The sequence below is a fragment of the Halorhabdus salina genome, assembly GCF_013839425.1.
Lineage (GTDB): Archaea > Halobacteriota > Halobacteria > Halobacteriales > Haloarculaceae > Halorhabdus > Halorhabdus salina.
The window spans coordinates 479,976-505,147 of sequence record NZ_JACDNP010000001.1 but is presented as its reverse complement, the minus strand read 5'-3'; the positions used below and the strand labels follow the sequence as shown (position 1 = coordinate 505,147).

At 54.4% G+C, this 25,172-nt stretch carries 16 protein-coding genes and 1 tRNA gene; 9 read left to right on the top strand and 8 right to left on the bottom strand.

What is annotated here, in order from left to right; all coding sequences use genetic code 11:
- Window positions 1–344: 344 nt before the first annotated feature.
- Window positions 345–2,474 (bottom strand): DUF262 domain-containing protein, encoded by a 2,130-nt coding sequence (locus HZR20_RS02495; RefSeq protein WP_220132605.1) that lies wholly within the window; start codon window positions 2,472–2,474, stop codon window positions 345–347.
- Window positions 2,475–2,577: 103 nt separating this feature from the next.
- Here HZR20_RS02495 and HZR20_RS02490 point away from each other — a divergent pair, with 103 nt between their 5' ends.
- On the top strand, window positions 2,578–3,375 hold the full coding sequence (locus HZR20_RS02490; RefSeq protein WP_181685016.1) for a hypothetical protein: 798 nt from the start codon (window positions 2,578–2,580) through the stop codon (window positions 3,373–3,375).
- 993 nt (window positions 3,376–4,368) lie between these two features.
- Here HZR20_RS02490 and HZR20_RS02485 read toward each other — a convergent pair.
- Together HZR20_RS02485 and HZR20_RS02480 are read right to left on the bottom strand one after the other, a co-directional pair.
- Window positions 4,369–7,044: a DUF1156 domain-containing protein gene (locus HZR20_RS02485; RefSeq protein ID WP_135829420.1), complete on the bottom strand. Its 2,676-nt coding sequence runs from the start codon at window positions 7,042–7,044 to the stop codon at window positions 4,369–4,371.
- Window positions 7,045–7,165: 121 nt separating this feature from the next.
- Window positions 7,166–7,447, bottom strand: coding sequence for a hypothetical protein (locus HZR20_RS02480; RefSeq protein WP_135829421.1), 282 nt, complete (start codon window positions 7,445–7,447; stop codon window positions 7,166–7,168).
- Between the two features lie 452 nt (window positions 7,448–7,899).
- Between HZR20_RS02480 and HZR20_RS02475 the strand changes: the two genes are divergently transcribed.
- A complete protein-coding gene (locus HZR20_RS02475; protein ID WP_181685015.1) occupies window positions 7,900–9,738 on the top strand; it encodes a DUF262 domain-containing protein in 1,839 nt (612 codons plus the stop codon).
- 82 nt (window positions 9,739–9,820) lie between these two features.
- The gene (locus HZR20_RS02470) at window positions 9,821–10,033 is read left to right on the top strand and encodes a hypothetical protein (protein WP_181685014.1); all 213 of its coding nucleotides are present in this window, start codon (window positions 9,821–9,823) and stop codon (window positions 10,031–10,033) included.
- Window positions 10,034–10,044: 11 nt separating this feature from the next.
- Here HZR20_RS02470 and HZR20_RS02465 read toward each other — a convergent pair whose 3' ends face one another.
- Window positions 10,045–13,251: a DUF499 domain-containing protein gene (locus HZR20_RS02465; protein ID WP_181685013.1), complete on the bottom strand. Its 3,207-nt coding sequence runs from the start codon at window positions 13,249–13,251 to the stop codon at window positions 10,045–10,047.
- Between the two features lie 143 nt (window positions 13,252–13,394).
- Here HZR20_RS02465 and HZR20_RS02460 point away from each other — a divergent pair, with 143 nt between their 5' ends.
- The 3 genes from HZR20_RS02460 (at window position 13,395) to HZR20_RS02450 (ending at window position 19,158) form a co-directional block, all read left to right on the top strand.
- Window positions 13,395–15,149, top strand: coding sequence for a DEAD/DEAH box helicase (locus HZR20_RS02460; RefSeq protein ID WP_181685012.1), 1,755 nt, complete (start codon window positions 13,395–13,397; stop codon window positions 15,147–15,149).
- A complete protein-coding gene (locus tag HZR20_RS02455; RefSeq protein WP_181685011.1) occupies window positions 15,142–16,308 on the top strand; it encodes a hypothetical protein in 1,167 nt (388 codons plus the stop codon). The genes HZR20_RS02460 and HZR20_RS02455 overlap by 8 nt, the downstream gene beginning before the upstream one ends.
- A gap of 309 nt (window positions 16,309–16,617) precedes the next feature.
- On the top strand, window positions 16,618–19,158 hold the full coding sequence (locus HZR20_RS02450) for a DEAD/DEAH box helicase (RefSeq protein WP_181685010.1): 2,541 nt from the start codon (window positions 16,618–16,620) through the stop codon (window positions 19,156–19,158).
- A 147-nt stretch (window positions 19,159–19,305) separates the two neighbouring features.
- On the opposite strand, the gene HZR20_RS02445 is transcribed toward HZR20_RS02450, so the two are convergent.
- Both HZR20_RS02445 and HZR20_RS02440 read right to left on the bottom strand, forming a co-directional pair.
- Entirely contained in the window at window positions 19,306–20,118 is an 813-nt protein-coding gene (locus HZR20_RS02445; protein ID WP_135806765.1) for a hypothetical protein, read from the bottom strand.
- A 48-nt stretch (window positions 20,119–20,166) separates the two neighbouring features.
- Complete coding sequence (locus tag HZR20_RS02440; protein WP_181685009.1) at window positions 20,167–21,798, bottom strand: PKD domain-containing protein; 1,632 nt, start codon at window positions 21,796–21,798, stop codon at window positions 20,167–20,169.
- Between the two features lie 240 nt (window positions 21,799–22,038).
- Here HZR20_RS02440 and HZR20_RS02435 point away from each other — a divergent pair, with 240 nt between their 5' ends.
- Both HZR20_RS02435 and HZR20_RS02430 read left to right on the top strand, forming a co-directional pair.
- Complete coding sequence (locus HZR20_RS02435; RefSeq protein WP_135806767.1) at window positions 22,039–22,812, top strand: helix-turn-helix transcriptional regulator; 774 nt, start codon at window positions 22,039–22,041, stop codon at window positions 22,810–22,812.
- A gap of 409 nt (window positions 22,813–23,221) precedes the next feature.
- Window positions 23,222–23,410 carry a hypothetical protein gene (locus HZR20_RS02430; protein WP_181685008.1) on the top strand — a complete coding sequence of 63 codons (189 nt, stop codon included), beginning with the start codon at window positions 23,222–23,224 and terminating at the stop codon, window positions 23,408–23,410.
- 675 nt (window positions 23,411–24,085) lie between these two features.
- On the opposite strand, the gene HZR20_RS02425 is transcribed toward HZR20_RS02430, so the two are convergent.
- Window positions 24,086–24,158 (bottom strand) — tRNA-Pro (locus HZR20_RS02425).
- A 124-nt stretch (window positions 24,159–24,282) separates the two neighbouring features.
- Here HZR20_RS02425 and HZR20_RS02420 point away from each other — a divergent pair.
- Window positions 24,283–24,561 (top strand): amphi-Trp domain-containing protein, encoded by a 279-nt coding sequence (locus tag HZR20_RS02420; protein WP_181685007.1) that lies wholly within the window; start codon window positions 24,283–24,285, stop codon window positions 24,559–24,561.
- 14 nt (window positions 24,562–24,575) lie between these two features.
- Here the strand turns inward: HZR20_RS02420 and trmY are convergent, their stop codons facing one another.
- Window positions 24,576–25,172, bottom strand: coding sequence for a tRNA (pseudouridine(54)-N(1))-methyltransferase TrmY (gene trmY, locus HZR20_RS02415; RefSeq protein ID WP_181685006.1), 597 nt, complete (start codon window positions 25,170–25,172; stop codon window positions 24,576–24,578).

Here is a 25,172-nt window from a genome sequence, read left to right as displayed (position 1 = left end):
ATATCTTCCTGCGGAAACAGTTGCTAGGTAGTTGTGCGTACTTACCGATTCTCTCAGAATCTGGTAGCTAGTGGGGATTTCAACAGAGCCAGATGGACATATAACTCTAAGGAATCGTCCTGTGTTCAGTCATCGCGCAGTAACTCTTCCGGAGGAGCCTACATCCCAAAGTCAGGTACTTCAGCACGTTCCTCAGCGTTGGCTTTTAGCTCCTCGCGCGGTTCCTCCATACTCTGTCCTCGGTTGGGGCGGAATAAATCTTCGACACACGTGATCACCACTCAGCAAATAGGCACCAACGAAAACTCGGAGACAAGGTTTAGCGAGATTACAAAAACCGGATATTAGGCCAGCAACTCCACGTTAAGCGCCTCGTCGGTGGGGGACCAGGTATGTTTGTTTTGCTCAGCGAGACCGACGTTCTGGAGGCGACTTAGGATCGAACCCACCTCATTTCGTTCTGTACCGTTCGAATTTGGTTCTTTGAATGGTGAGTCGGGGAGTTCGCACACGTCTCCGTGGATGACGCGGCGAACCGCGCCGCCGGTGTTCTGGCGGAGTGCCCGGAGGACGAACTGTTCCTCCGTCGTAAGCCGGTTAATGGCGTCTGCGGGTTCTTCAACGCCGCCAAGACGTGTCTCAGGCGTCGCCCATTCTTCGAGAACGAACTCGGTGATTGTCTTCTCCCGGTCCTCGATATTTTCGACGGACCACTCGTCGTAGTTGTCTTGGATGTCCCACTGCACCCAGAGCTTCGACTCTACATACCCGTCGTCGCGCTTTGTCTCGAACGTAGCGTTCCCCCACTTCGAGTTCCAGGATCTGCTCGCCAACGTGAGGTTCCCGAGACGGTGAATATATGCGTCGTACCGAGCTTCGGGACTCGGATAGTCGCCAGCATTCTCGATGGGGAGTCCGTCAGGGCTCTGTGGCCAGATGTGTTCGACTGTGTATTCGTTGCTCATTGCTTCCGAGAGCGTCGGCCCCCCACGCTCACCCTTCTCGTCAGCCCGGTGCTCGTTGTAGAAGTAGAAGAGGTACCGGAGATCCTGTGAGCTTGCTTTCGAGAAGAGGTCAGCAGCGGACAATGACCGTCGGAACTGCGAGTCGTCCTCGTATCGAGTCATCAGGGAGACGACTTTGCTTACCCAGACATCGGCAGGGCTGTCCTTGCTGAGGTTCCGGGTGCGGACGTAGAGGCTGGATTCTCCAGTGTGACTCCGATGATTCCCGATCGAGTAGACGCGGAAGATGTACGTCTCAATCGCGTTCAGAAGTTCCTCTCTCCCGTCCTCATCGAGGTTCGGCCAAGCTTTGAGGAGCAGCGGATAGAACTTCGTCGCATGACGCAGGCGATGTATCCGCTGGATAAGCGTGGAAATGTCGTCGTCGCCAGTACGGTCAAGCACTTTCGCTAATGCGTTGAATCCGCGCTCCAAGCTGTTAGTGTAGTCGCGGATGTATTCCAAGCACGCTTGAGGGTCTTCTCTTCGGAGCGTGCGGACATGTTCTTTCAGTTCGGTGAGGAAGGCCGGATCGCTGTACTCGTCGGAGTTCGACCAATCGAAGTACGAAATGAAGTGGTATCGCTGGACTGCATCGTCGCTGATGTCGGTGACGTACGGTGACTCCAGCATCGTCTGGTGGTCATTGTACATCTCCCCGAAGGACTGCCGGATGCGACGAATAGTCGCTTGGGCCTCACCTTCGTCGGCCGCAGCGAGGTAGGCCATCCGCATCAGGAAAGACTTCGTTTTGTCGAACGTTGAGAGTGACCGGCCGCGGTCGTTGACGCTGTCGAAGATGAGCGTCGCCTTCTCGGGGTTGGCTGCGTCAACGACGTACACCATCAGTTCGAGTTCGAGGATGGTCTCCCAGAGTTGCTTGAGTTTGGTGGCGACGTCTACGGGATTAACATCAGGGGACGCAGTGAGATCATCGAGTTGGTCGTCGAAGTATTCCTTCGCCTCGATCATCTTCCGCTGGGATGGGCGCTCCGGTTCGTGAAGGTCGTGCCCAGTAAGCAGCCATTCGAGATACTTGTTGTCCTCCTCGTCAAGTAATTGGAGCTGGTAGATGTTGTCCTCAATGAGAAGCGTCTCGCGCATCTCTTCGACGTCGCCGAGTATCTCGGCCTCGTGATCCGTCTCCGGTGCGATATCTTCCAGGCACTCCGTCATCGAGCGCACCAACAGCGCAAGCGAGGTGAGACGCTGTTGGCCATCGATGAGGAGGTTGATCGGTTTCTCTCTGGACGAGCCGTATCCACCAGTACTCCCGCCGCTTTCCGTTTCGTCCGTCTTCTGGATGATGATCGTCCCGAAGTAGTGCTGTTTGTCCGGAGGTAGCGTGTAGAGGTCAGTCCACAGGTCGTCCCACTCCGGCTCGGTCCACGAGTAGTACCGCTGATATTCCGGAACGTGGAACACCCCTGCTGTCGTCAGTTCTTCTAACGATTTCTTTCCCGATTCCATACACCGGATTGCTCAGAGAAGGCAGAAAGTTCCTGTGGGAATCACGCTACTGGAGTTGAAACATCCTCAACAGAGTTTTCGGCAGTGCATATGACGGATACATATGGCTCAGGTCGAATGGACGTTCTCGGACGAGGAGATCGGCAACGTTCTTGAGATAATCGCCAACCAAGAAGACGACCCATTTGTGCAGAAACGACGGGAACAGAACGTGTCCAAAGCCGATATCGAAATCACTCCGGATCAGTTCTGGAATGCGCATCTCGCAGCACTACTCACCTCCCAGCAGCGCTCAGGGCCGGACAGTCACGTCTCCAAATTTCTGAAGAACAAAATTCAGACGGTGAGTCTCGATCAGTGTCGAGATGTCGATGACGTCAGCGGATTCGTTTCTGAGACGCTCGAAGAACACGGAGGGATTCGGTACTACAACAACATCGGTGACGCCTGTGAGACGAATCTCGAACGACTGGACTCTGGAGGGTGGGACGAACTGTGGAGTGAACTAGAGCTGTTACGGGAGGTACGAACGCGAGAGCCGAAAGCCGGCGATCCGGGGACGGAGCGTGAAGCAGCGACTTACCTGTCCGAGCGACTCGCTGGTGATGGACTCCACAGAGTGGGCTCGAAGCAAGCGCGGAACGTCCTCCAGATTCTCGGTCTAACGAGGTTCGAGATTCCACTCGACTCTCGTATCACGAAGTGGCTGAACAAGAACTTCGATCTTCCCTACCACGTTTCCGGGTCAGGACTCAGCACCCCGGAGTATTATCACTTCATCATGGACATCGTGCAGGATGGCTGCTCAACAGCCGGAGTGTTACCCTGTGTCTTCGACGCCGCGGTGTTCTCAAGCTACGATACGAACTGGACTAAGAGTGATGCCGACGCGATCTTCTAGGGAGAGTCAGTCAAAGAGCAGGTAATTCACGTCGGTTGGTCGTGAGTTCATTCCTCGTCAGCGGTTAGTCCGAGGAGGTGAATTGTAATAGGGTGGACTGTTGTTCGCTTGTTCCTTGGTGGGTGGATCCATCCTGACAGTCGATTGTCGTCGCAGGAGTGATCGTGGGATCGAGATCCTCTAGAAGATGGTGGCCACCCGGCGAATCAATCGTTGCGAGGCACTCGCTACAGACCAATACGAGATAGTAGTCATGGAAATCGAGCTGCCGGTCGGCAGAATCGCCACACCAGTGACACTCAGGAGTCGCCGCCCGGAATCGATCCAAGAGATCGTCTGAGTCCATCACCTGGGTAAGGAGGGTGGACAGATTCGAGTGGTCCGACATATCAAGCTGAAGTATCGAAACGGGCTTCTCAATCACGGGCCGCAGGTTTTGCAACCACGTCGCTACACTGTCCCTGGTCGGATCTGAACGTTGCTTGTCCATCTCTCTGGTCACATTCCGAAGGAGGGTATCTCGTTCATTCTGAGAGATCGGGAACGTGCAGTACGGTTGGATGGGCTCCACAAATATGACGCGATGATCAGTGTCACTCATCACAACCACCACTCCTTACGCGAGAGAAAACGACTGATCGAGCTCTTCGATTCAGAAGGCGGGCAGAGTCAATTCTTGACCACATTCGCGGACGGCCCGCCGTTGCGAGGTGTTGTTTTGCTACCATTCTGGGAATGGGTCAAATAACCAGGTGCGTAAAAACCTCTGCCCAGAGAACACCGTGGTATCGCCCCAATAGCGCCTATATGGCCAGTATTCGGATTGAGAGACCGGAGAGTAGACTCACAGCACGACCATATCGCCGACTCGCCATAGACAGACCGTAGGGGGATGGGCTACCGCAAGCAACGGAGGCACTCTCAGCGAGAGTCTCGAAATGGATTGTCGAAAATCGCCACCGGGTGTTATCTTCGCTTCCAGCTTCGAGGTTCCTATTCGCCGTAGCTCGTGACGTCCCGATCCCCGAGAACTCGCGTATATCTTTGGTCGCCGGTCACGTCGGCGAGCCGACCGGCGAGTTCGCGCAGGTCGTCATCGACACCCCACTTATCCACGTAGTTCTGAACTGCTTGCCCCTTCTCGTAGCGGTAGCGGAGGAACTGAAGTTTGTCGAGGTCCGAGAGGTGGTCGCCACCGTCGCCGTTGACGTGTTCCTCAATGTACGCCCGACGCTTCTCGTTGTCCCAAGTACCGAGTTCGAAGCCGTCATCTTGGTTGTACAGGTTCGTCTCCTTGAGGTCCTCTGGGCTGGCATTCGTCCCGCGGCAGAGCTTGTTAACGTCGTCGAAGGAGGGGTTCGATGTGTCGAGCAGGTCGATGAACACGTCTTCGACGCCAATGTCGCTGGCTTCCTGGATGATGCCGTATATCTCCTGAACGACTTCCTTCGCGGACATGATCTCGCCGTCGCGCTGCACCTTCCCGTGGTGTTTGGAGTACTCGTGGAAGCACGCGCCCATCTCCATCACGCCGATGTCGCCGCGGGAGAGATCACGGTTTTCTTCGAGTTGCTTGCGGGTGCGACGGGCTGTTCGGTAGATGTCCCGGCGGAGGGAGTTCCACGAGGCAGGTTCGGTGTCGTCAATGGGGCGAGCGACGACGACAATGTCGAAGGAGACGGCTTCACCAGAGATGAATTTGTTAATATCCGCACTGATGGGATACGTTGCTGTCACCTCAAAGCCAACGTCGCAGAGTGACTCTAACAACTCACCCCAGGATTCTGAATCAGAGTGATGATACGTGAATGTGAGTGAACCGTCGTCTTTCAGGGCCCTCTTAATGACCGAGAAGGATTGTTCAAGTTCAGATTCGAAATCCTCGGCAGTTTTGCCCAAGTATGGGTTTGTAACGATTGATTCGGTTCGTGGAGTTTTTTCTTCATCAAACCCAGGGTATTCATCTTCAAGCAGAATTTTCTGCCAGACATAAAAGTAGTCTGCCACCTCGGAATACATGATATTGTCGTAATACGGAGGGTCAGTAATGACCGCATCAAACTCGTCTTCGTAGTCAAGAGTTCGCATGTCTCCTTGATGAAGGGATGATTGTTCCCCGACTGACTTTGAGAATTCAGCTGATTCTACCATTTCACCGCTATCATCGATGTATCGATCTGTCGGAGAATTAGCCCACTTTACGCCATCTCTGACCATATCCCACGAAGCTTTGAATGTCCCACGTCCGAATTCACCACCCCAGACATTGTTCTCTGCAGGGTACATTGGAGGATCGAAAGAATTTGTTCTGAAGATATGATCCATTCCATTCCTTGTCGCATCGTATGATGCCATCGCGGAATTGGTCCGAAGCGCATCAGAGAACGCAAGTAACAGAAATTCCCGTTCGTTCTGGTCAATTTTCTCAAAGGAACGGAGGAGCTTGGCGAGATTTAGAAGCTGCCTCTTATTGAACATATCCGACCACGTCTCGTAGCCGTGATCAAACACAGGGTTGCGCTCAGAGGTCATATGTCCCGGTGGGATTTCCTCTTTAGGGACATACTCGTGGAGGTCGTCGCTTTCTTCCCATTCGCGTACTGCATCTTGGTACAATTCTTCGTCAGCCTCCTCAACACGCTTGTATCCCTTATGTACGGACTTCGGCTCGCCAGCGTCGTCACAATGTTCGCAGTAGTACTCAATAGCGTAAAGCCGCAAATCGTATCCGCCCTGCTCTTGGATCGCGTCCGTAATTCCGTACTTTTGCCCACAGTCGGGACAGTTATACTTCCCACCGCGCGAGACGTTGCCCTCCTTTGGAACGAACCCATGACCGCAGTCGTTACAGACGCTCTCTGACTGCCAATCGTCAACGGTCGTAACCGCACCACAATCTGGGCAGAGAACGTTGTAGCCTGGATCCTCATCCTTCTCCACGTATCGTTCCTTCGCTACCCGGTAGTCCTTAAACAGCGGAACTGTGTGCCCGCAGGAGACACAGTCCAACTCCTTCACCCAGAAATTGTACATCACGTCCGCGTCGTGATCGCCGTTCGGGCATGGTGTCTTGTAGTACTGCGTAATCTCATCGGCGACGTCGTCTTTTACCTGCTCGAAGGCCTCTTCGAGGTCTTTGACGTCGGTCTGCCCGGCTTCGAGTTCCTTCTTCGTGACGAACCAAGCGACAGGATTCAGGTCGTTGCCGACTACCTCTGCGCCAAAGCGAGAGGCCTCTACGAGCGATGTGCCTCCGCCCATGAACGGGTCGAGGATCTTCTTATCTTCAACGCGAACGTCCTTGGGGTACAGTTCCCAGAGACTCTCCGGGTCGGTCATGTCCACGCGTTCGAGGAGCGAGGCAACGTCGAGGTCGGACTCTCCGTCGGCGTCGTCGCCGTAAGACGCGAGCGTGCTTCCCTCGTGACCGGGTTCGAACACCGAGACTTTCTCAGGGTCGTCCAGCAGCGTGTAGAGAGAAATAGCGCGGAAGACACAGCCGAGGCGTCGCGCCCACCACTTGTGCATCGTGTAGATCGGCCGGTAGTACATTTTCGCCCGGCCCTCCTTCTCGGCGATCTCGTTCACGCGCTCGATGGGGAATCCCCGTTCGATGGGGAGTTCGGTCCGTTCCTGCCGATCCTGTGAAGACCCAGATTGTTCAGACATTATTCAGTATGTAGAAGCGATACGCCACGAGCCACATAAGTGTGCGTTCTTCGCAGTAACATCTCAGTGAAGCGAGCTTCGTTGGGTATTTCGAAAGGAGACGGAACGTCGAAGAAGTTGCCTACTCGCCGTCAGAGACGAGCGTTTCGAGGTCAGTCACGTTCTGGATGGCGTCGGATGCCAAGTCATCGTGACCCGTTTCGATGGCGAAGCCGGCTGCCTCAGTCATTGCCTGGACCATCTGTTCTACGAACATTGAGTCACTCATGACGTACTCTCCAGCCACCTGTAGTGCTCGCCGACTCTCTGTCAGCGGTACTCCGACCACTTCTTCGATCTTAGCGATGATCTCTAGCGATTCGTCGATCTTCTTCGCGCGGTTGATCGTTTTTTCTGTCTGCATGGTGGGTTGGACCCGAACAACTACAACCGCCAGTCTGCTTTAAAGGTAAGCCCCAGAGGGGATGGGATTAGTTTGGTACTCGTTTCCCGAATCGCTACGCTCCGAGTGTTTCTCCGGGAATACGTTGTTCTGAGGGGTTAGAGCGACTATGCGTGTCAGAAGAGGTGGGCGAGAGTAGCTAATGAGTCCCGAAATGGCACAGATATCTAACACCGGCGCGAAGTGGTTCGACGCCAGAAACTGATGAGCTCTCAATGAATTGTTTGTGAATACACGACGGAGCGGAGGTTCGGCCCAAAGCCGCACCAACACAGGGGATACCCCAGATTCGCTGGGAAATCTATAGACTCGCTCGCGCGATGGTAACATCTTCCCGCCCTCACCTTTGGATTCGGGTGATGGGTTAGTCTTGGAACCATTTATACAACTCTCCACGGAACATTCGGTCATCGATGAAAGCAGACACCCTCGATCTAAAGGACATCTTTCGGAAGGACACTCGGTACGTCGTTCCACGGTTTCAGCGGCCGTACGTGTGGAAGGAGGAAGAACACTGGAAGCCGCTCTGGGAGGATCTCCAACTCGTCGTGGATGAACTGATGGATCGACAAGCAGGGGCGAGTAACCAAATCGAACGACAGGAAGCGCAACAGGACACCTCCCCGCACTTCCTAGGAGCCATCGTCCTCGATCAGCAATCGACGCCGACGCAGAAGTTGGAGACGCGTGAGATCATTGACGGCCAGCAGCGCTTGATCACACTTCAAGTTCTGCTGTCTGCTGTGCATTCCGTGGCGACTGATCTCGCTCACGAAGAGTCGGCGTCGTTGGTGGAGAAGCTGATGTACAACGACACGGATCTGACCACCACCGATACGGACCGGCTGAAGGTCTGGCCGATCGAAGCCGATCAGGACGCGTTCATCGACGTGCTGACCTTCTCGGACCCGGAGTCAGAGCACTCCAAACTCGATGGCGACGACAACTTGGAGGAGTGCTTCCGGTACTTCAGAGACGAAATTCGGGAGTGGGCAGAATCTGGAGACGAACCCACCGAAGAACATCTCGATGCGCTTGTCACGACGATGTGGCACCTGCTCCGTGTCGTCGTCATCGACCTCGAATCCAACGACGACGCACAGGTGATATTCGAGACGCTGAACGCCCGTGGAACACCGCTACTCGCCGCCGACCTGATCAAGAACTACCTCTTCCGAGAGGCGACGATCCAGCAGGACGACCCCGGCGACCTCCACGACAAGTACTGGAAGCAGTTCGACGAAGACGAATGGCGCGTCGATGTCTCGCAGGGACGGCTCGACCGTCCGAAGATAGACGTATTCATCATGCACTGGCTCACGATGGAGATGAGCCAGCAGGTCCGCGCGAAGAAGCTTTTCCCGGCGTTCCGGAAGTACCTTGATAGGACCGACAACTCGGTCGAAGAGATCGTGAAGGACATCGACTACTACGCGTCAATCTACGAGACCATCTCTGAACCCGACCGTGAGTCTCGGGAAGGGATCTTCTTCCACCGACTGGATATCCTCGATACGACGACGCCGTACCCGGTTCTCCTCTGGATCTTCGGCCATGAGGACATCCCGAAGGAACAGCGGGTGAAAGCCGTCGAAGCAATCGAGAGCTGGCTGATGCGTCGGATGCTCTCCCGCCTGACGTCGAAGAACTACAACAAGATATTCATCGAGTTGCTGGACGAACTCAAGGAGCGAGACAACGAGCACGTCGGCGATGTCGTCGTCGAATTCTTTCGAAGCAAAGAGGGTGAGAGCGACTACTGGCCCGGTGACGACAAGCTGACGGACTCGATGGTGAACATGGAGTACTGGGCCGTCATCAACCAGCGACGTCTCAAAATGGTGTTCGCGGCCATCGAACGCGAGTTGCGTAACACCGGGTACAGCGAGACGGTAGAGTTCACTCAGGATCTGGAGATTGAGCATATTCTCCCGCAGAAGTGGTCCACCCACTGGTCGCTCCCAGGAGACCGGCCCGCTGAGGTAGAACGGATGGAACGTGACGATGCAAAGGACCGAATCGGGAATCTGACCATCCTCACTGATAAGCTAAACCCCTCTATTTCGAATGCAGCGTGGGACGATAAACGAGAGGCGGTTCAGGAGCACACAGTCCTGCGGCTGAACAAGCACCTGGTTACGAATTGGCCTGACGAATGGAACGAAGACACGATTGCTGAGCGTGGCGAGTGGCTCGCAAAGCAAGCGAGTGAGGTCTGGCCCGAACCGGGTTCAGAGTACTGGGACAGATAGAAGCACACTAACACCGTTCCCATCGATTGTTGAGTAAGGCGGCAATCGAACAGGCTATCCAGCGTGCTGAGGATGGTTCGATATGGCCGATTTGCTGGAAGTACGAGAAGGCGGAGACTCCGTGATTTCTGGAACAGTAAGCAGAGATGAGCTTGAAGCGGAACTAACACCGCTGAACCCACGCAGTTTGTTCGATAGACGACTGAAGACCGTTCTGAGGGATATGCTGGATGAGGCGGACGGTGACGAAATCGTCGTCGAAGCCTTAGTCAGAAACGCCGACGCCGACCAGTAAAAGAAGCGGAACTACTTCTGGAAGGTAATCTCGATCTTCAGGCTTGACGCCTCCTCGGGCATCCGCTCGAAGAGGTCCTGGACCTTCGTGTAGTCCTGTCCGGATCGCAGCGTCAGGCTGACTTGCGTCCGCTCGACGTCGGCGGTCCCCTGAAGAGCGCTGGGAACACCCTCGCGGTCGGGCAACATGAACGTGACGTCGCCGTAATCGACACTTCCCGTCTGGTGGTTGTTCCGCCATTTGCTCCGCATCGCGGCGACGTCGTCGCCGTTGTACTCGAAGCGCCACGTGGGAATCTCCGTGTCTGCCTTCCGGAACGGGTACCCAGGGACCCAGTCGGAGGCTTTCTCCGAACCGGTCGTGTTGACGACGTACTCGGGCTCTTCGTCCTTCCCGATGTTCTCCAGCAGGTACGTCCGCACCATGTACTCGGTAACACTGCTGTCGAACCGATCCGTGACCTTGTTCACCGTGAACTGGTCTCCCGGTTCTAAGTCCTCGATGTACTCCAGGATCTGGTCGCCGATCCGTTCGGGTACCGTCGGAACGATCTTTACCGTCGTCGGGTCGCGGTCGCCGAGCGATCCAAGATACCGACCGCCGGCTTCCAGAACGTAGTCGTCTACGAGGAATTCATTGACTGCTTCGCGGGCGACAGACTCGGTCTCGTCCGGCGGGAGGAACACCGACTCCTCGGCACGGACCTCGCCGATAATTGTGTCGAGGTTCGCGTAGCCGTCGTCGTCGATGTGCGTCTCGATGCGGTCTACGAGGGACGATGCACCGACAACCTCCGCGCCGCCGACGTCTCGGACCGTTGCGTCGGATTGTGGTTTATCGAGGATCTCGTTCCCTTTGACAATGACGTACTGCTCCTCACGAGCGAGCCGACCGATGGCCCGCATCACGACGTCGTGGCTGTCGCCGTCGATCCAGATCTCGCCGTCTTCGACGAGTTCCAGTTCGAAGTCACCGATATCGAGCGCGGTCGTTCCGCTCCCGAACCGCTGACGCAGTTCCTGTTCGACGTCATCGACGCCCCATACGTCCACATCGTCTTGCTGGACGAGGACGGTGTCCAGCGAACTGCCGGAGAGGTCGTCGCGGAACCCACCAGTGTCACGGGCGAGCACCGGTTTGTCCGAGAGCGCTTTCACCGTCGCATTTAGCACGTCGTTCGCACTGCCGGGGATCGGAAGCTCCGGGTCGCGGAGGAATTGCTCGTAGATGTCCTCAACCGAGATCTCCCCGCGTCGCTCCAGAAGGTCCTCAGCGATAGCCCAGACGTCCGACTGGAGGTCAAACGGATCGGCAGATGCTGAGTCCGCGATGTTCGACGCACTCAGCTCTGCCTCATCGTGAACGTAGACGTCGAGTTCCATCGGCGTCATCTGTCCCCAGTCGTTGAGCAGGTCGTTCCCGTCAAGCACCTCTCCGTACAGGAGCTGGAGTTCTTCGCGGAGTTCGTTTTCCTCCTGCTCCCGCATACCCTTGATCGACGTCCGGATTTCGTCATCGAGAGATTCGTCGGCGAGGACCTGCCGTGCGCCCTCGATGTACCGCGCCTTATCGATGTACCGTGTCCCAGACTCGATGGCCTTGTCGCCCGAGGGTTGGACGAACACGAGGGTGTTACGCCACTCCCGGCCACGCCCATCGTTCGTGATGACTTTCTCGACCTCCTCGTTCGTCCACTGGTCGTCTTTCACGACGACCTTGACCTCGCGGTCGTCTGGGATGTCCCGCATATCGTTCGTCCGGAATCCGACCGGGTGTGCGTTCGACCCGAAGATATCGGTGATGAAATCCGCGACTTCAGCCTTCGCCGATGTCTCGGAGACGTCTACGGCCGCGTTTCGGATGAGCGCGTTCGGGTTCTGCCGGTCGCGGATCGCGTACTTTCCGTTCAGCTTGTGGAGATGCCACGCGACACCGTGGAGACGTTCGAGGTTGAGGACAACGTCTGAGACGAGATCGCCTGTCTGGTAGGCACCCATGACGATCTCCGAGACCTCCGCGCCCTCGCCCTCGCTCGGCTTCAGCGAGTACAGGAGGATCGTGTTCAGAATACGTCGGCCGTGGGGAACATCGTCTTCATCGATGCGGCTTTTGATGTCGCCCGTCGCCGCGTTCAACCGCTCGTAGTTAATCTTCGCCAGTTCGTCCTCGAACTCGATAGCGTCGATATCACCGTGCGTGATCAGATCCGTCTGATCCTGCATCTCCAAGAGAACCTTCGAGAAGAGGTAGATCATCCCCCGCGTGTTCTGGTTATCCTCGTCAGCGTAGTACCGCGTCTCAAGCGCGTCCAAAAGCACGGGATGGAACGGATACAAATCATGCATCTCCGACAGCAGATCATCGGGAATGGTGACATGATCGGATTGGTCGTACGCGTCGTAGTACCCGTTGACGATTTCGCGGGCAGCATTCTCGTTCACTGAATCGATCAGGCGGTGACGAAGGACCTCGCGTTTGTCCACCTGGTTGTTCATGTTGACCTCGACCGCCTGTTCCCGGTTCAGGATGTCGTGGACCTCGGAGCCCTCGCGCAGAACAGAGACGATAGTGTAGAGTTCGAGATCGGAGAGCGCCGTTGATTCGAGCAGCGACTGGAGGAAGGCTTTGTTCGCACTTTTCCGGTCGCCCTGGAGTGTATCGAACCAGTCCTCCAGTTCGTCTACGAAGAACGCGACCGTGTCGTCGCCGACGGCGTCCTGAATCGTCTGCATATCGGGATACCCGCCCGAACTGAACGTTCCAGGATCGTAATCGAGCGCCTCGAAGAACGGTTCCCAGAGATACTCGTACTGCTCGTTCTGCATAGCGACTGTGACCGGCGTCGCCGAGTCGGGAAGTGCCGTGTCGAAGCCTTCGACCGAGTCGCTTGCCCACGTACCTGCTGCGTCGGGATCGTCGAAGCAGTGGTACAGCGCCACCATCTGGTGGGACTTCCCACTGCCGTACGGACCGTAGAGGATGTGCGTCCCACGCGGGTCATCGCCCGTGAGCGAATCACGGAGAATCGAAAGCGCCTCACGGAGCCCCTGTGTCATCAGGGTTCGTTCGAAGAAGAGTTCCGCATCTGACTCGAACTCGTCATCGTCATCCACGTTGTAGAGCTTCACCTGGCCATCGATCTGCCCCTCTTCCCGAAGCTCACGGCTGAGAGTTACCGTGTCATCGAGGGTGTTCGACAAGGATCCTGTCTGTGCCATCTTAATACTTAAACACACCTCTTGGACACCCAATAAACACTATGGTCCTGCGAACATCCTCGCTTCTCAGGACCAATCAGACGTGCTCGCCTGCTTCGGTCGGTCACAAAACGTATTTCACGCGAACCTGTCTCTACGAGACTATGGGAAGTTACGACCTCGTTGATGTTGAGGTCACACACGAGTCTGCGGACGATCTTCTCGATTCATTGTCTGAGGATGGTGCAGAGGAGGATCATTTACAGAGCATCCAAGCTGTTCGTCTCCAAGCGGGCCAGCCGGACTCCGAACTTCGGTCGCTGAAAGAGTTGGACGAAAACTCCGTCAAGCTACTGGAACATCAGGTGGATGCAGCCTATCGGGCGCTCTTCGAAATGGACGGGAAGGCCCTTCTCGCTGACGAGGTCGGGCTCGGGAAGACCATCGAAGTTGGGATGATTCTCAAGGAGATGCACTTTCGAGAGACGGACGAGTCGGTCCTCATCCTCACGCCTGCGCAGCTGGCGAAACAGTGGCAGGCTGAACTCCAGGAGAAGTTCGGCCTCGAATTCGTCTGCAACTACGACGATGAATTCGAGGACTTCGACACACATGACTACATCATTGCAAGCATCGACACCGCGAAGAGTGAGAGACACCGCCAGACGGTTCTCGACCGTGACTGGGATGTTTTGGTTCTTGACGAGGCGCACTACGTCAAGAACGAAGAGACGGATCGATACGACCTGATCGACCGACTTTCGTATAATTACGCGTTCTTCCTCACGGCGACGCCGATTCAGAACGAACTGACGGACCTGTATAACGTCGTCTCGCTTCTCCGTCCCGGACTGTTCGGCACACGCGACGTCTTCCACCAGTACTTCGTGAACAGCAATCAGGAGACGTTGGTGAACCGGGACGAGCTACAGGACCGGTTGAACAAGGTGATGATTCGGAACCGGCGGGAGGACACGGATATTGACTTCACGGACCGAACCATCGATACACGGACGTTCGATCCGACTCAAAAAGAACGTGAACTCTACCAGGCAGTCTCTGACTACGTCAAGGGTGCCTACAGCCAGGATCAGGGTCAGAAGCTCGTGTTGATGCTCCTCCAGAAGGAAGTCGTTAGCAGTCCCGTAGCGCTCAAGGAAACAATCGAGAAACGACTCCATGAGCAGTCTGAACTCACCCACGCGGACGAACTGGAGTCAATTCTGGATCTGATCGAAGAGATTGATACAGTAACGAAACAGGAGCGGCTTCTGGATATCGTCGAAGAAGCTCGTGACACCGTCGAAATGGGGCGTGTGATCGTCTTCACCCAGTTTCGCGCGACTCAACGCCAAGTGCTTGATCGCCTGGCCTCGGAAGGGTATACCGTCCACGCGTTCCACGGTGGACACTCCAGTAGTGAGAAAGAACAGATCGTGGAGGACTTTGAGGAAGAAGGTGGAATCCTTGTTTCAACTGATGCAATGAGCGAAGGCCGAAACCTTCAGTTTTGTAACCTGTTAGTAAATTTAGACTTGTCATGGAATCCGATGCGTGTTGAACAACGTATTGGACGTGTTCACCGGATCGGACAGAAACGTGACGTCTTCGTCTTCAACATGGCACTAAAGGATACTGTTGAAGAATACGTACTGGAACGCCTCTACCACAAAATCGACCTGTTCCAACAAAGTGTGGGCGAGCTAAGTTCAATCTTGAGTCGGTTAGAAGAGTCAGGGACAAGCTTCGAGGACCAGATTTTCGAGCGACTGGTTAATGCTGGTTCAGAAGTCGATCTGGAGAACGACTTCGATGCCATGGCCGTCGATCTGCAAGAACAACGCGAGCTTGCTGACAAACTGGAGGAGTTCAACAACGGCGTCTTTGAGGGATTCGACTTGGGAGAAAGCGATGACTGACGAAGCACTCGCGGTCACGCAGTCCGTCGTTGAGGACTTCTCCGAACGCTACTTAGAGTCACTCGGCGGCACCATTGAGACACGAGGAGACACCTGGGAAGTTACGATCCAAGACAATGGGGATACAGAATTGCCGGCAGGCAGCCTATCGCTGCTTTGTGGTGCGGGCAGAGACGACGATAGTACTGGAGAGCCCCTCCATCCAGAAAGTGAGGTTTTCCAGCGAATCCTCAGAGAGGCAGCTGAGCGTCGCCCTACCGGGAAAATATCGATAGAAGCCGATCAGGACGACGTAGTGATTCCACAGTGGATTAAACAAGGCGACGTCGAAGTGAGGGAAATACAGTTCACGCCGTACTACGACCGTACCGCGATTGTGGTCCTTTTCGAGGTGAGTATCGAGACAGTCAGTGAATACCAACAAGAACTCCTTCGCGCCATCGCTATCGATCACCGCTCGGAACAGAGACTTCCGGCGTTAGAGGAGACGTTTCTTCAAATGACGTCGATACCTACGAACAGTTCTCCCACTACCACGGAATTCTCATTATCGAGATCAGACGCACGATCGCTTCTCGGCACAGCCCAAGATCAGCTGATGCAGAGCATCCAGAACGAAATTGATGAGGTTCATAATGAGGCATCCAGAGCAGCGGACGCAGAGGTCGAAGAGTACCGGCAGCTGCAACAACAACGGATCCAAGAGTTGGAGGAGGAACGTTCCAAGCTGTCCTCGAAGATTGATGAGCTGAGTGAAGCGATCAATAGCAGTGATCAGAACGATCGCGTGGAGGCACTGAAGAAACGGAAAGAGGCAAAAGCTGAGTATGAAGAGGTTGATTCCGAATTGAGAACTCTGCACGAACGGCGAGACCAGGGGTTTCCCCAAAAGCAGGAAGAAATCCGAAAGCGGCATGCGTTGGATATTCGAGTGACTCCTCTCACGGTAACACAGGTAGAGTACGAACGGGGAGAACTCGATATCGAACTGGTCGAACAAGGAGTTTCCCGAACGGTGACTCTCGGATACGGGAGCGGGATCGGAACTACGGACACCGTCCAGTGTTCTTCATGTGATAGTGTGTTGAGCGTAGATAACCCTCTGAAGAGGGTCAAAGGCTCTCTTCAATGCAGAGCCTGCAGTTCTTCCAACGAATAGAGTACGACACGAATTGCAACTCAGACATCGGGAACCGGGTTTTCGAGGCCGACCCCACGGACTGGGCATTCAGAATTCGGAAAGACGTTCCACCCTGGGTAATGAAACTCATTTTGATCGTCGCCATCCTACTGATTGCCGGTCTTCAGTACTTCAACATCCTCTAATCACCATTATGCGGCCGTTTTGACGGTGATGAATTCGGTGGCTTCTCATCTGTTCCTCCAGGGAAGGTGTCTAACAAAGAGGGTTTCAACAGAGCCCTTGAATCGCAAAAGTTCACAAGTATCAATCTCCAAGAACCAACAGATGAAGGATCGACCCGGAATTGAAGACACCATCGAATGGTTGCGGGGTCGAGGTTATTACGAGGGACAGATCGCTCATCAGCAGATCGTAAAGGGCCAATCTGCGGAGACTGACGATCTCGCTGTTTCTGCCCCGCTCTCGTCTGCACTACAACAGGAAGGGATCACAAGTCTGTACTCACATCAGGTGAACGCTATTGAGGCAGTCCAGTCCGGGTCGAACGTTGTGGTGGCCACACCGACAGCATCTGGCAAAACCCTCACGTACGTCGTACCCGGTATTGAGAGAGCGATCGAAAACGCCGGGAAAACACTCTATATCGCACCGTATCGTGCGCTCATCAACGATCAGGCAGATACATTTGAGGTGTTTGATGATGAGTTGGGGTTCGATACTTCGATTGATATCGGCGTTCAAACAGGGGAAACATCCAAACCAGATCGAAAGGAAATCAGACAGACACAGCCCGATATTCTTCTCACAACGATCGACCAACTCCATCTTAGTCTCCTCCCGTACGCTCATGGGAAGAATCACTGGCGGTGGTTGTTCCAGCAATTGGATACCGTAGTTATTGATGAGGTCCACATGTACCGTGGAGTCTTTGGAAGCCATGCATCGCTGATCTTCCGACGGCTCAACCGGTTGTGTGACTACTACGATTCGTCGCCACAGTACATCTGTTGTTCAGCGACGATCGGAAACCCTGTTGAGCATGCGTCAACCGTTACGGGACAGAAGGAACCTACGTTCGAACTTGTGGATGATGACGGTAGTGCGTCGGGAGATCGACACTGGCTATTCTGGAACCCGCCACTCAAGCAGGACGCTGACCAGGATCAGTCGATTCCGGATCCAGCTGTCAGCCCGGACGGCACTGTCCGTGCTGGCCATGACGAACATCCGCCCGAGAAGAATGCAGCGGCTATCGATACCGAATCGAGTTCGACGACTGATACACAATCTGAAACAAGTGAGTCCTCGGATTCCCCTGACGAGGTTGCGCTCCCCTCTCATCAGGAAGTAGTCGGCGGAGAACGACGCTCACACCACGTTGAATCGGTGCGTTTGTTCTGTGATCTCGTAACCAGAGGATATCAGACGCTGGTCTTCACTGCTGCCAGACAGGGAACAGAGCAGTATGTGGATTGGGCGGACAGAATGCTGCGTAACCGGGGACAAGATGATCTCGCAGACAGCACCCACGCGTATCATGCCGCGCTGAATACCGGTCGTCGCCTCAAACTTGAAGAGGAACTTCGCAGCGGGGATGCTCGTGGTGTCTGGAGTACGAACGCGCTTGAACTTGGAATCGATATCGGGACACTCGATGTTGTTTTGCTTGATGGGTATCCCGGAACGTCAATGAGTACGTTCCAACGGGCAGGCCGAGCTGGGCGTGGCGAAGACACCTGTCTCGTTGTTCTTGTCGGAGCTGATGATCCACTTGACCAGTATACGATCCGGGATCCAGACGAACTGTTTGAGGGAGGTGCTGAACAGGCTGCCGTCAACCCTTCAAATAACTCAATTCGTCCGGACCACGTCGTCTGTGCAGCAAGTGATCACTTCTTATCGCCTCGTGATGAGGACTATTTCGGTGCCGACCTACCGGATATCGTCACAGAAGCAGAAGTGAATGATCGTCTTCGCCGTGTAGAGAGTGGCGACCGGATTCAGTGGCGCGCCACGGACTCTGACGTGCAATGGAATACAAATATTCGAGCGATCGATGACCGCGAGATCGATCTTATCGATCGAAACCGGGACGAGAAGCTCGCATCGCTTGAATTCGGTGCTGCAGTACGGGATGCACATCCGGATGCAATCTATCGCCACCAGAAACAAACATACCAAGTAGTCGAATTAGACCTCGAATCGGACCGAGCACTGCTGGAATCGACACCGACAGCAGCGTACACACGAGCACTCCGAGAAAAGTCCATTACTATCGAAGACACGTATGAGAGTTCGTCCGCTGAAACGCATGAGATGACCGTACAAGCTACACTAGGAGAATTTACAGTGGAGGATACGGTTACAGGGTACTTGCGGTACAGCGACCCCAGCGATGACACCCCTCAGGAGTGTGAGTTTGAGGAGCCGCTGGAGTCACAATCGATCAAGACAACAGGCCTGTTCATCACCGTCCCAGATGATGTTGAAGCTATGATTGTTGATCAGGCGGAGTCACAAGAGGAATATCTGAGTGCTCTCCACGCTATCGAACATGCATTGATATCGCTGTTCCCTATGGAGGTTTTGTGCGACCGAGGCGACATTGGTGGTCTTTCGACGCCAAGCCATGGCCAGACGTCTGGCGGGACGGTTTTCATTCACGATGGTCATCCTGGAGGTGCTGGACTTACACGTCAGGCTTTCGAGCAACTCGATGATCTTCTTGTGAAGACGCTCACGTTGCTTCAGGACTGTGGCTGTCAAGATGGGTGCCCGTCCTGTATTCACTCGCCCCACTGTGGGAATGCGAACCGAAGCCTCAACAAGCAGTTAGCAATACAGCTATTGGAAGAGCTACAATAGAAATTCGATTCTGGTCTGCTTGTATCGCAGATCTGTCTGATGATGTCTCTGGTTTTCAGTCAGCTAGCCATTCGTATTGCCAACAACATTCAAATAGCCAAAATTGGGAATTAAATAGAGATGGATGGCAACTATTGGCTTAGTAAGTTAGTTGGTGTTTGGACTGGATTCGGTGGTTGTATCCGTATTTCTATTCGTCTCCATGCGACTGTCTTCTTTCTCAGCAGCATCTGCGTTTGCTTGAATCACGCCTTGATTCCATAGAACAGCTAACGCCCCACCAAGGTACGTCGTGTTGAGAAACACGAGGGATCCAGCAATCACAGCTAATTCCGATCCCAGCAACTCTGGAAGGGGCAAGACAATGTTCAGAGAGACATTGAAGGCACTGGTGATGAGACCAGCTGACATCGGTGAAAGAAGTGCGATGACATAGAATGGACCACGTGGCGAATGTAGTAATAACTTGAAACTTCGATATGGGAAGTGAAACAGTTCATAGGCACCGTACAGCAACAGAAGTGCTACAACTAGCCCAATTACCATCTCGATCAGACCATTCGGTTCTGGGAAGGCATCATAAGCACCAGTTAGGAACATGATATTAACTGAAGACACAGCCCAGAACGCGTATGGGCCAAATGAGAGGTTGTCTTCAGTTCCGTTAAGGAAGGCGTCTGTCTTCTCAGTAGAATATGGGCTGAGCCAGGTAAACGGCCATCCTAAAAGTGCAACTGCCAGTGGGATGGTAACTGGGGGAAACACCATCAGGATCGGTCGAACGATACCGTAGATAAGGTTCCACACAAAGGAGAAGACTGAGAAAATAGCCCAGATAACACCGATAATTCCGACTATAACAGCGAATATAAGTACGAAGCCAGAGCCGCCACTACCTCCGCCACCACCGCGACCACCGGTCACCCATCGAAACGCTGCGTATTTGCCAAGAAATCCCATGTGTCTATTGTGTTTTTAAATTAGTTTGAAAACACTACGTGAGCTGGATTAGTCTTGTAACCGGTTTTTGAGTGAGTAGAGGCCTCCAGCAGCACTTGTCACAGCCACACCGACTCCAACGCCGGGTAACGTAATTCGTAGATCAGTGATGGTTTGTTGGTCAGCTTGTTTTCCCACAGTAAGTGTTGTCTCTGTTGTAGCTGTCCGTCCGTTATTATCGACTACACTGAGATTGACGCTGTGTTGACCTGGTTCTTCAAACCGGTGTGTTACCGTTTTACCCGCCGAAGTTTCGCCATTTGGGAACTCCCACGTGTACGCGAGGATTTGTCCACGACTGACTTCTGTAGAACTCGCATCAAACTCAATTGGCTCTCCAACCTCAGGTTGCTCAGTCGTATATCCAATTGTTGGTTCAATGCCAAGATCTTGGTTGAAGCTACTCACGTCCTCTCCATTGAGACTCCGCTGATGAAACTCCACGATATCCTCTACTGCTGGGCGAGGACTATGGGCAACCCCTTCGTATATTTTGAACTGTGCGTCAACACCGGCTTGCTCGTATGCAGACTGACAGTATGGGAATCGCTCCGCAACCATCTTTTCTCCATAGACCTCAAGAGCGATTTCCCGCATCTCTTCACTCCATGCATCATCGTACGGGATCGTATCGTTTGAATCCTCACCGCCCATAAAGAGGAACTGATTGACTTCACTGAGCGCATCTAAGTCAACCGGCTCTCCAGTAAGTTCCTCAACGTCTGCGATTCCGATATGGAAATTCAGCGTATGGCCCTTTACTTCCTCAAGCGGAAGCATCGCCATCCCGTTCAATCCGCCAGCAGTGACAGATCGAACACGATCTGGATGAAGAACAGCAAAGCGATCAACAAAGTTTCCTGCAGCAGAAAATCCGTTCAGTAGAATCTGATCGTCAACGGTGTAGGACTGATCGGATAGCATCTCCTGTGCGTGATCCACCATCCGTAAGAGTTGAAGATCAACTCGTTCGAGAGGGCCATCCGAAATTTGCATCGTCTGGCGATCTAACGCATGGACGTAGTGTCGCCAGTCCACCGGATCTGTTTGCGGTCGGGGGAACACAGGAATAAGTAACGGCACAGATAGCCGTTCACTGACCGTTCGTGAGATTCCGTTTTCAATCCGGTTTCGTGCAGACTGCTTATGAGTATCGAAGTTATCAGTTGTTTGACCGCTGTTATTGGGTTGAACGAGGATTGAACCGGGACTGCTATCGGTTGGTCGTGATGGTGCGTAGAGGAAGTATGGATAATTGAAACCCGCAGCAGGGTCTGCTTCAACAAGCGTGGGGCCGATCCCAGAAGCGAACTCTCCCGGATCTCCAACAGTGATTCTCGCGGTATCACGCGCAATATTTGAGCCGCTTGAGTCATAGAGATTCGCCGAAAGCGTTTCTGCTTCTGTGAGTTCCGTTGAGAGGTCTACTTCATATTCTTCAACGGCAGTTCCTGCGTCAAATGTAACCTGGCCGCCAATTCCATTCGAGTCTTGATCACGGATTATAAAACGTGCCTCGACCTCGGTTTCGATTTTCCCGACTGTGACTGAACTACCGTCTGATATCTGGTCATTGAATGTTATGGAAGCCTCCGGGTCCTCTTGCCCAGCAGATGTGCCAGCGGTACCGAGCATTGCCATCCCTACGATTCCTGTGCCAGTACGACGTAGTAGTCCACGTCGGCTCCAAAACGTGTTCATCTTAGCACTCACTCCCCTTCGAGCAGTAACGTAGGGTCCAAACTTCGTCCATTTCGTATGGCGATTGTGATATCTACAGTGTAAATGCATTCACTGGGAAAGTGACCATGTTCTGGATGTTCTCTCAGGTACTGGAAGAGAATAATCAGCCCTAAAAAGGCCAATTTGGTTTAGTACGGTATGACAGGTACGGAGGGAGAACAGTTGCGTGATGTATTTTCGAAGAGATACTGGCTCGTTGAAGCACTTTCTGGGGAGCCCAAAACGAAACCCGAGCTAGTGGAGGAACTGGAGTATTCCAGATCAACGATCAACCGGGCAATGGATGAGCTTCTCGATGTCAGGTGTGTCGAACCAACTCAACCAGCAGGACAGCAGTTCCAATTGACAGTGGCAGGACAGGCAGCTCTTCAATTTCACCGAGATTACCGGACGGACACTAAGCAGGTTCAAAGCAATACTGCATTGTTAAACACCCTGCCCTTAGATTCGCTCGATAAAGCGTTCCTCGCTGATGCAGACGTCTATTCATCAGTCCGTACGCCAGATATAGCTCATCAGCCTGGCACAGAATTACTGGAAGAGGCAAGCAGCATGATTGGAACTGCACCCGTTGTCCAACGCGAATATTTCGACTACCTTCTGGAACGTCTACGAGATGATGACTTCGAATTGGAGCTAATTCTCGAAAGTGACCTTCTGGAAGCGATAGAGCAGAATTATGAAAACGAATTCGAATCCCTCATAGAATCAGACACAATCCAGATATATGTTATCGATGAGCCGTTTCCCTATGCGCTCTGGCTGATTGAACACGGGACATGTGAATACGCAGGGATCACACTGTACGAAAATGGGGGAGTGAACGGTACAATTGTCAACGACACGGCTTCTGCGATTACGTGGGCGAAGGCCCAGTACTCTGAGTACCGCGAATCAGCCTCGGAACTATAACGGTCTATCTGACGGCAGCGGTACTCATTCTCAAATTCCCCGGAATCTTTCTATGACACCTTCTTCCTGCTTACCCTTCCAATCATGAAGGATATATTATACTCGGGGCTCGCGCGCTGAAACGCTGTTTTATGTTGGGTTATCGTTTGGGAAACGCGCACTGTAACGGGGGGTGTCCGGAACTTTTTCGCGGGCATGAGGGTGAGCCTGGTACTCTATCCTTGAGGTATCCATTGGGTGTCCCGTTTTTCTGATGTCGCGCCAGATGTCCAGACCGTGAATCGCGGGCACGCGCCGGCAACCCCAGCGAGGTGAAGCTCCCGGTACAGACTGTTAGCGACACGAGAAGCCGAGTGGTTGAATACTGACGACGCACGCTTTCTTGTCACCGAGAGACGTACGGTTCTACATGGACGACGACAGGCGCGAACCGACCGACGAGGACCTCCGACGACGACACGCCGCCAGTCTCGCCCAGCTCAAACGGATGTTCGACCACGCAGAGGGTGAGTGTCACGCGGAGGGCGAGTGTCACGCTGACCCGATAGATGAGGAAGCCCTTGACGCCGAACTCGATGAACTGGAAGAGGAGCAGTAACACCCAGTAACGATACTATCGATCCTGTCAACGGCAGCGGACAGGAACAGTGTCACCCCAGTAACCTTGATCACCCACTGTTGCCTCTCACAGCGGTCAAGAAGTGTGATTGCTCACAGTGGCCGCGCAGTGTTACCGTACGGTGTTATCGCCCAGAGCCAACACGATAAGTGACCACGAACACAGGGAACCACTGTCCACACGACCATACTACCCGGTAACGCAAAGCAGCAACCCTGTACCCCCAACCACTGCGGTCAGGATCTGTGTTCTCCCCAGCCACCCACGGTGAGCAACCACGGTGACCGGAAAGTGTTATTGCCCACAGTGGCCGCGCAGTGTTACCGCGCAATGTTATCGCCCCGAGTTAACACGATGAATGAGCGCGAACACAGGACACTAACAGAACGAATCACGGACTGCCAGCACGACCATACCGCCATTAACGCAGAGTAGCAGCCCTGCACCCCATGCCCGCGGTCAGGTTCAGTGTTACCCACTTCTCAACAACCACCGAACCCCCACTTTCACTACGCCGACTCTCTGAAAACCGCCAGCAAGCGCCACCCGCAACATGAGTCATGTTCGACTCTCCCAGCCCAAACCGGTGATCGAACACCTGAACCCCAAGCTATACGGGGATTATCCTCGACTCTCAGAAAACACGGGCAGAAGTGGGCCGGCGCGAATTCGAATCGCGGTTACGGCCACCCGAAGGCCGAAGGATACCAAGCTACCCCACCGGCCCGCATCTGAGTGCTTGCCGACGTTCGCCTTTAACTCTTGCGAGACGCGTCCAGTCCGGCGAATTCGTCGCTACTCAGCTTGTCGCCGCTGCAACACTTATCACTGTCCCGCCTCTCTGTCCATCCATGCCAGAAGAAGTGCTCTTCGAGACGGAACGTTCCTTGTCCCGCAGCGAGATCGCATCCTACCTCCGGACCGTTGCCGACAACCTGGACGGCGGCGACCCGATCTCGCTGTCGGCCGGCGACCAGTCAGTCACGATGGACCCGCCCCAACGCCCGACCTTCGAAGTCAAGGCCGAACGCGAAGGACCGACCGACGGCCACGGCGAACTCAGTGTCGAGTTCGAACTGGAATGGGACGAAAACGCCGGTGACGGCGGTGGCGACCTCCAAATCGAGTAACGGATTCCGTGTGTTCAGTAGGTTCTGAATCCGTCCGTGTCGAGATAATTCTGGGCGACGGTGATCGCGTGGTCGGCGTGGATCGCCGTTGGTCCCAGCCGAATTCGCCTCGCATCCAATTCCTCAAGCAGGGTCTGTTCGGCGTCGGTGAAGTCCCGGTGATCCGAGAGCACGAACACCGGATCGGCCGGGAGCGCTCCGTCGACGATCGGATCCCCGTCCTCGTGCAGGGTCAGGAGCTCCCCCTCCGCGGCAGCGTCACGGAGAGCGGCCTCGACGTCGCGGCGCGAGAGATAGATGCCCGGCGACGTCTCGACTGCCTGGTGGCCGATCGCCTCGTCACGACGCTCTAGGGCACTCCGGATCCGGGCCGCAGTGCTTCGCTCGTCCGGATTGAGGCCCTGTAACTCGCTGCCTTCGAACCGGAGCGTGAACGTATCCCCGAGAACCAGGCGAACACGAACGTCCTCCCGGATGCCGTGCGAGCGGAAGAACGCGGCGTTCAGACACCGACAGAGCACGTCGAGGCGGCCAGCCGAGCCCGGCAGGTCCGCCAGGGAAAACTCGGGCGTCGTCGGGGCCTCGTGGCCGAGTACGACGAACTGGCGCAT

What these genes read in the sequence shown, in the direction of transcription:
- HZR20_RS02460 (WP_181685012.1), top strand. Translation starts at nt 13,395, where the DNA reads ATGGGAAGTTACGACCTCGTTGATGTTGAGGTCACACACGAGTCTGCG.
- HZR20_RS02445 (WP_135806765.1), bottom strand. Translation starts at nt 20,118, where the DNA reads ATGGGATTTCTTGGCAAATACGCAGCGTTTCGATGGGTGACCGGTGGT.
- HZR20_RS02455 (WP_181685011.1), top strand. Translation starts at nt 15,142, where the DNA reads ATGACTGACGAAGCACTCGCGGTCACGCAGTCCGTCGTTGAGGACTTC.
- HZR20_RS02475 (WP_181685015.1), top strand. Translation starts at nt 7,900, where the DNA reads ATGAAAGCAGACACCCTCGATCTAAAGGACATCTTTCGGAAGGACACT.
- HZR20_RS02435 (WP_135806767.1), top strand. Translation starts at nt 22,039, where the DNA reads ATGACAGGTACGGAGGGAGAACAGTTGCGTGATGTATTTTCGAAGAGA.
- trmY (WP_181685006.1), bottom strand. Translation starts at nt 25,172, where the DNA reads ATGCGCCAGTTCGTCGTACTCGGCCACGAGGCCCCGACGACGCCCGAG.
- HZR20_RS02490 (WP_181685016.1), top strand. Translation starts at nt 2,578, where the DNA reads ATGGCTCAGGTCGAATGGACGTTCTCGGACGAGGAGATCGGCAACGTT.
- HZR20_RS02420 (WP_181685007.1), top strand. Translation starts at nt 24,283, where the DNA reads ATGCCAGAAGAAGTGCTCTTCGAGACGGAACGTTCCTTGTCCCGCAGC.
- HZR20_RS02465 (WP_181685013.1), bottom strand. Translation starts at nt 13,251, where the DNA reads ATGGCACAGACAGGATCCTTGTCGAACACCCTCGATGACACGGTAACT.
- HZR20_RS02470 (WP_181685014.1), top strand. Translation starts at nt 9,821, where the DNA reads ATGGCCGATTTGCTGGAAGTACGAGAAGGCGGAGACTCCGTGATTTCT.
- HZR20_RS02480 (WP_135829421.1), bottom strand. Translation starts at nt 7,447, where the DNA reads ATGCAGACAGAAAAAACGATCAACCGCGCGAAGAAGATCGACGAATCG.
- HZR20_RS02440 (WP_181685009.1), bottom strand. Translation starts at nt 21,798, where the DNA reads ATGGCAATGCTCGGTACCGCTGGCACATCTGCTGGGCAAGAGGACCCG.
- HZR20_RS02450 (WP_181685010.1), top strand. Translation starts at nt 16,618, where the DNA reads ATGAAGGATCGACCCGGAATTGAAGACACCATCGAATGGTTGCGGGGT.
- HZR20_RS02485 (WP_135829420.1), bottom strand. Translation starts at nt 7,044, where the DNA reads ATGTCTGAACAATCTGGGTCTTCACAGGATCGGCAGGAACGGACCGAA.
- HZR20_RS02495 (WP_220132605.1), bottom strand. Translation starts at nt 2,474, where the DNA reads ATGGAATCGGGAAAGAAATCGTTAGAAGAACTGACGACAGCAGGGGTG.
- HZR20_RS02430 (WP_181685008.1), top strand. Translation starts at nt 23,222, where the DNA reads ATGGACGACGACAGGCGCGAACCGACCGACGAGGACCTCCGACGACGA.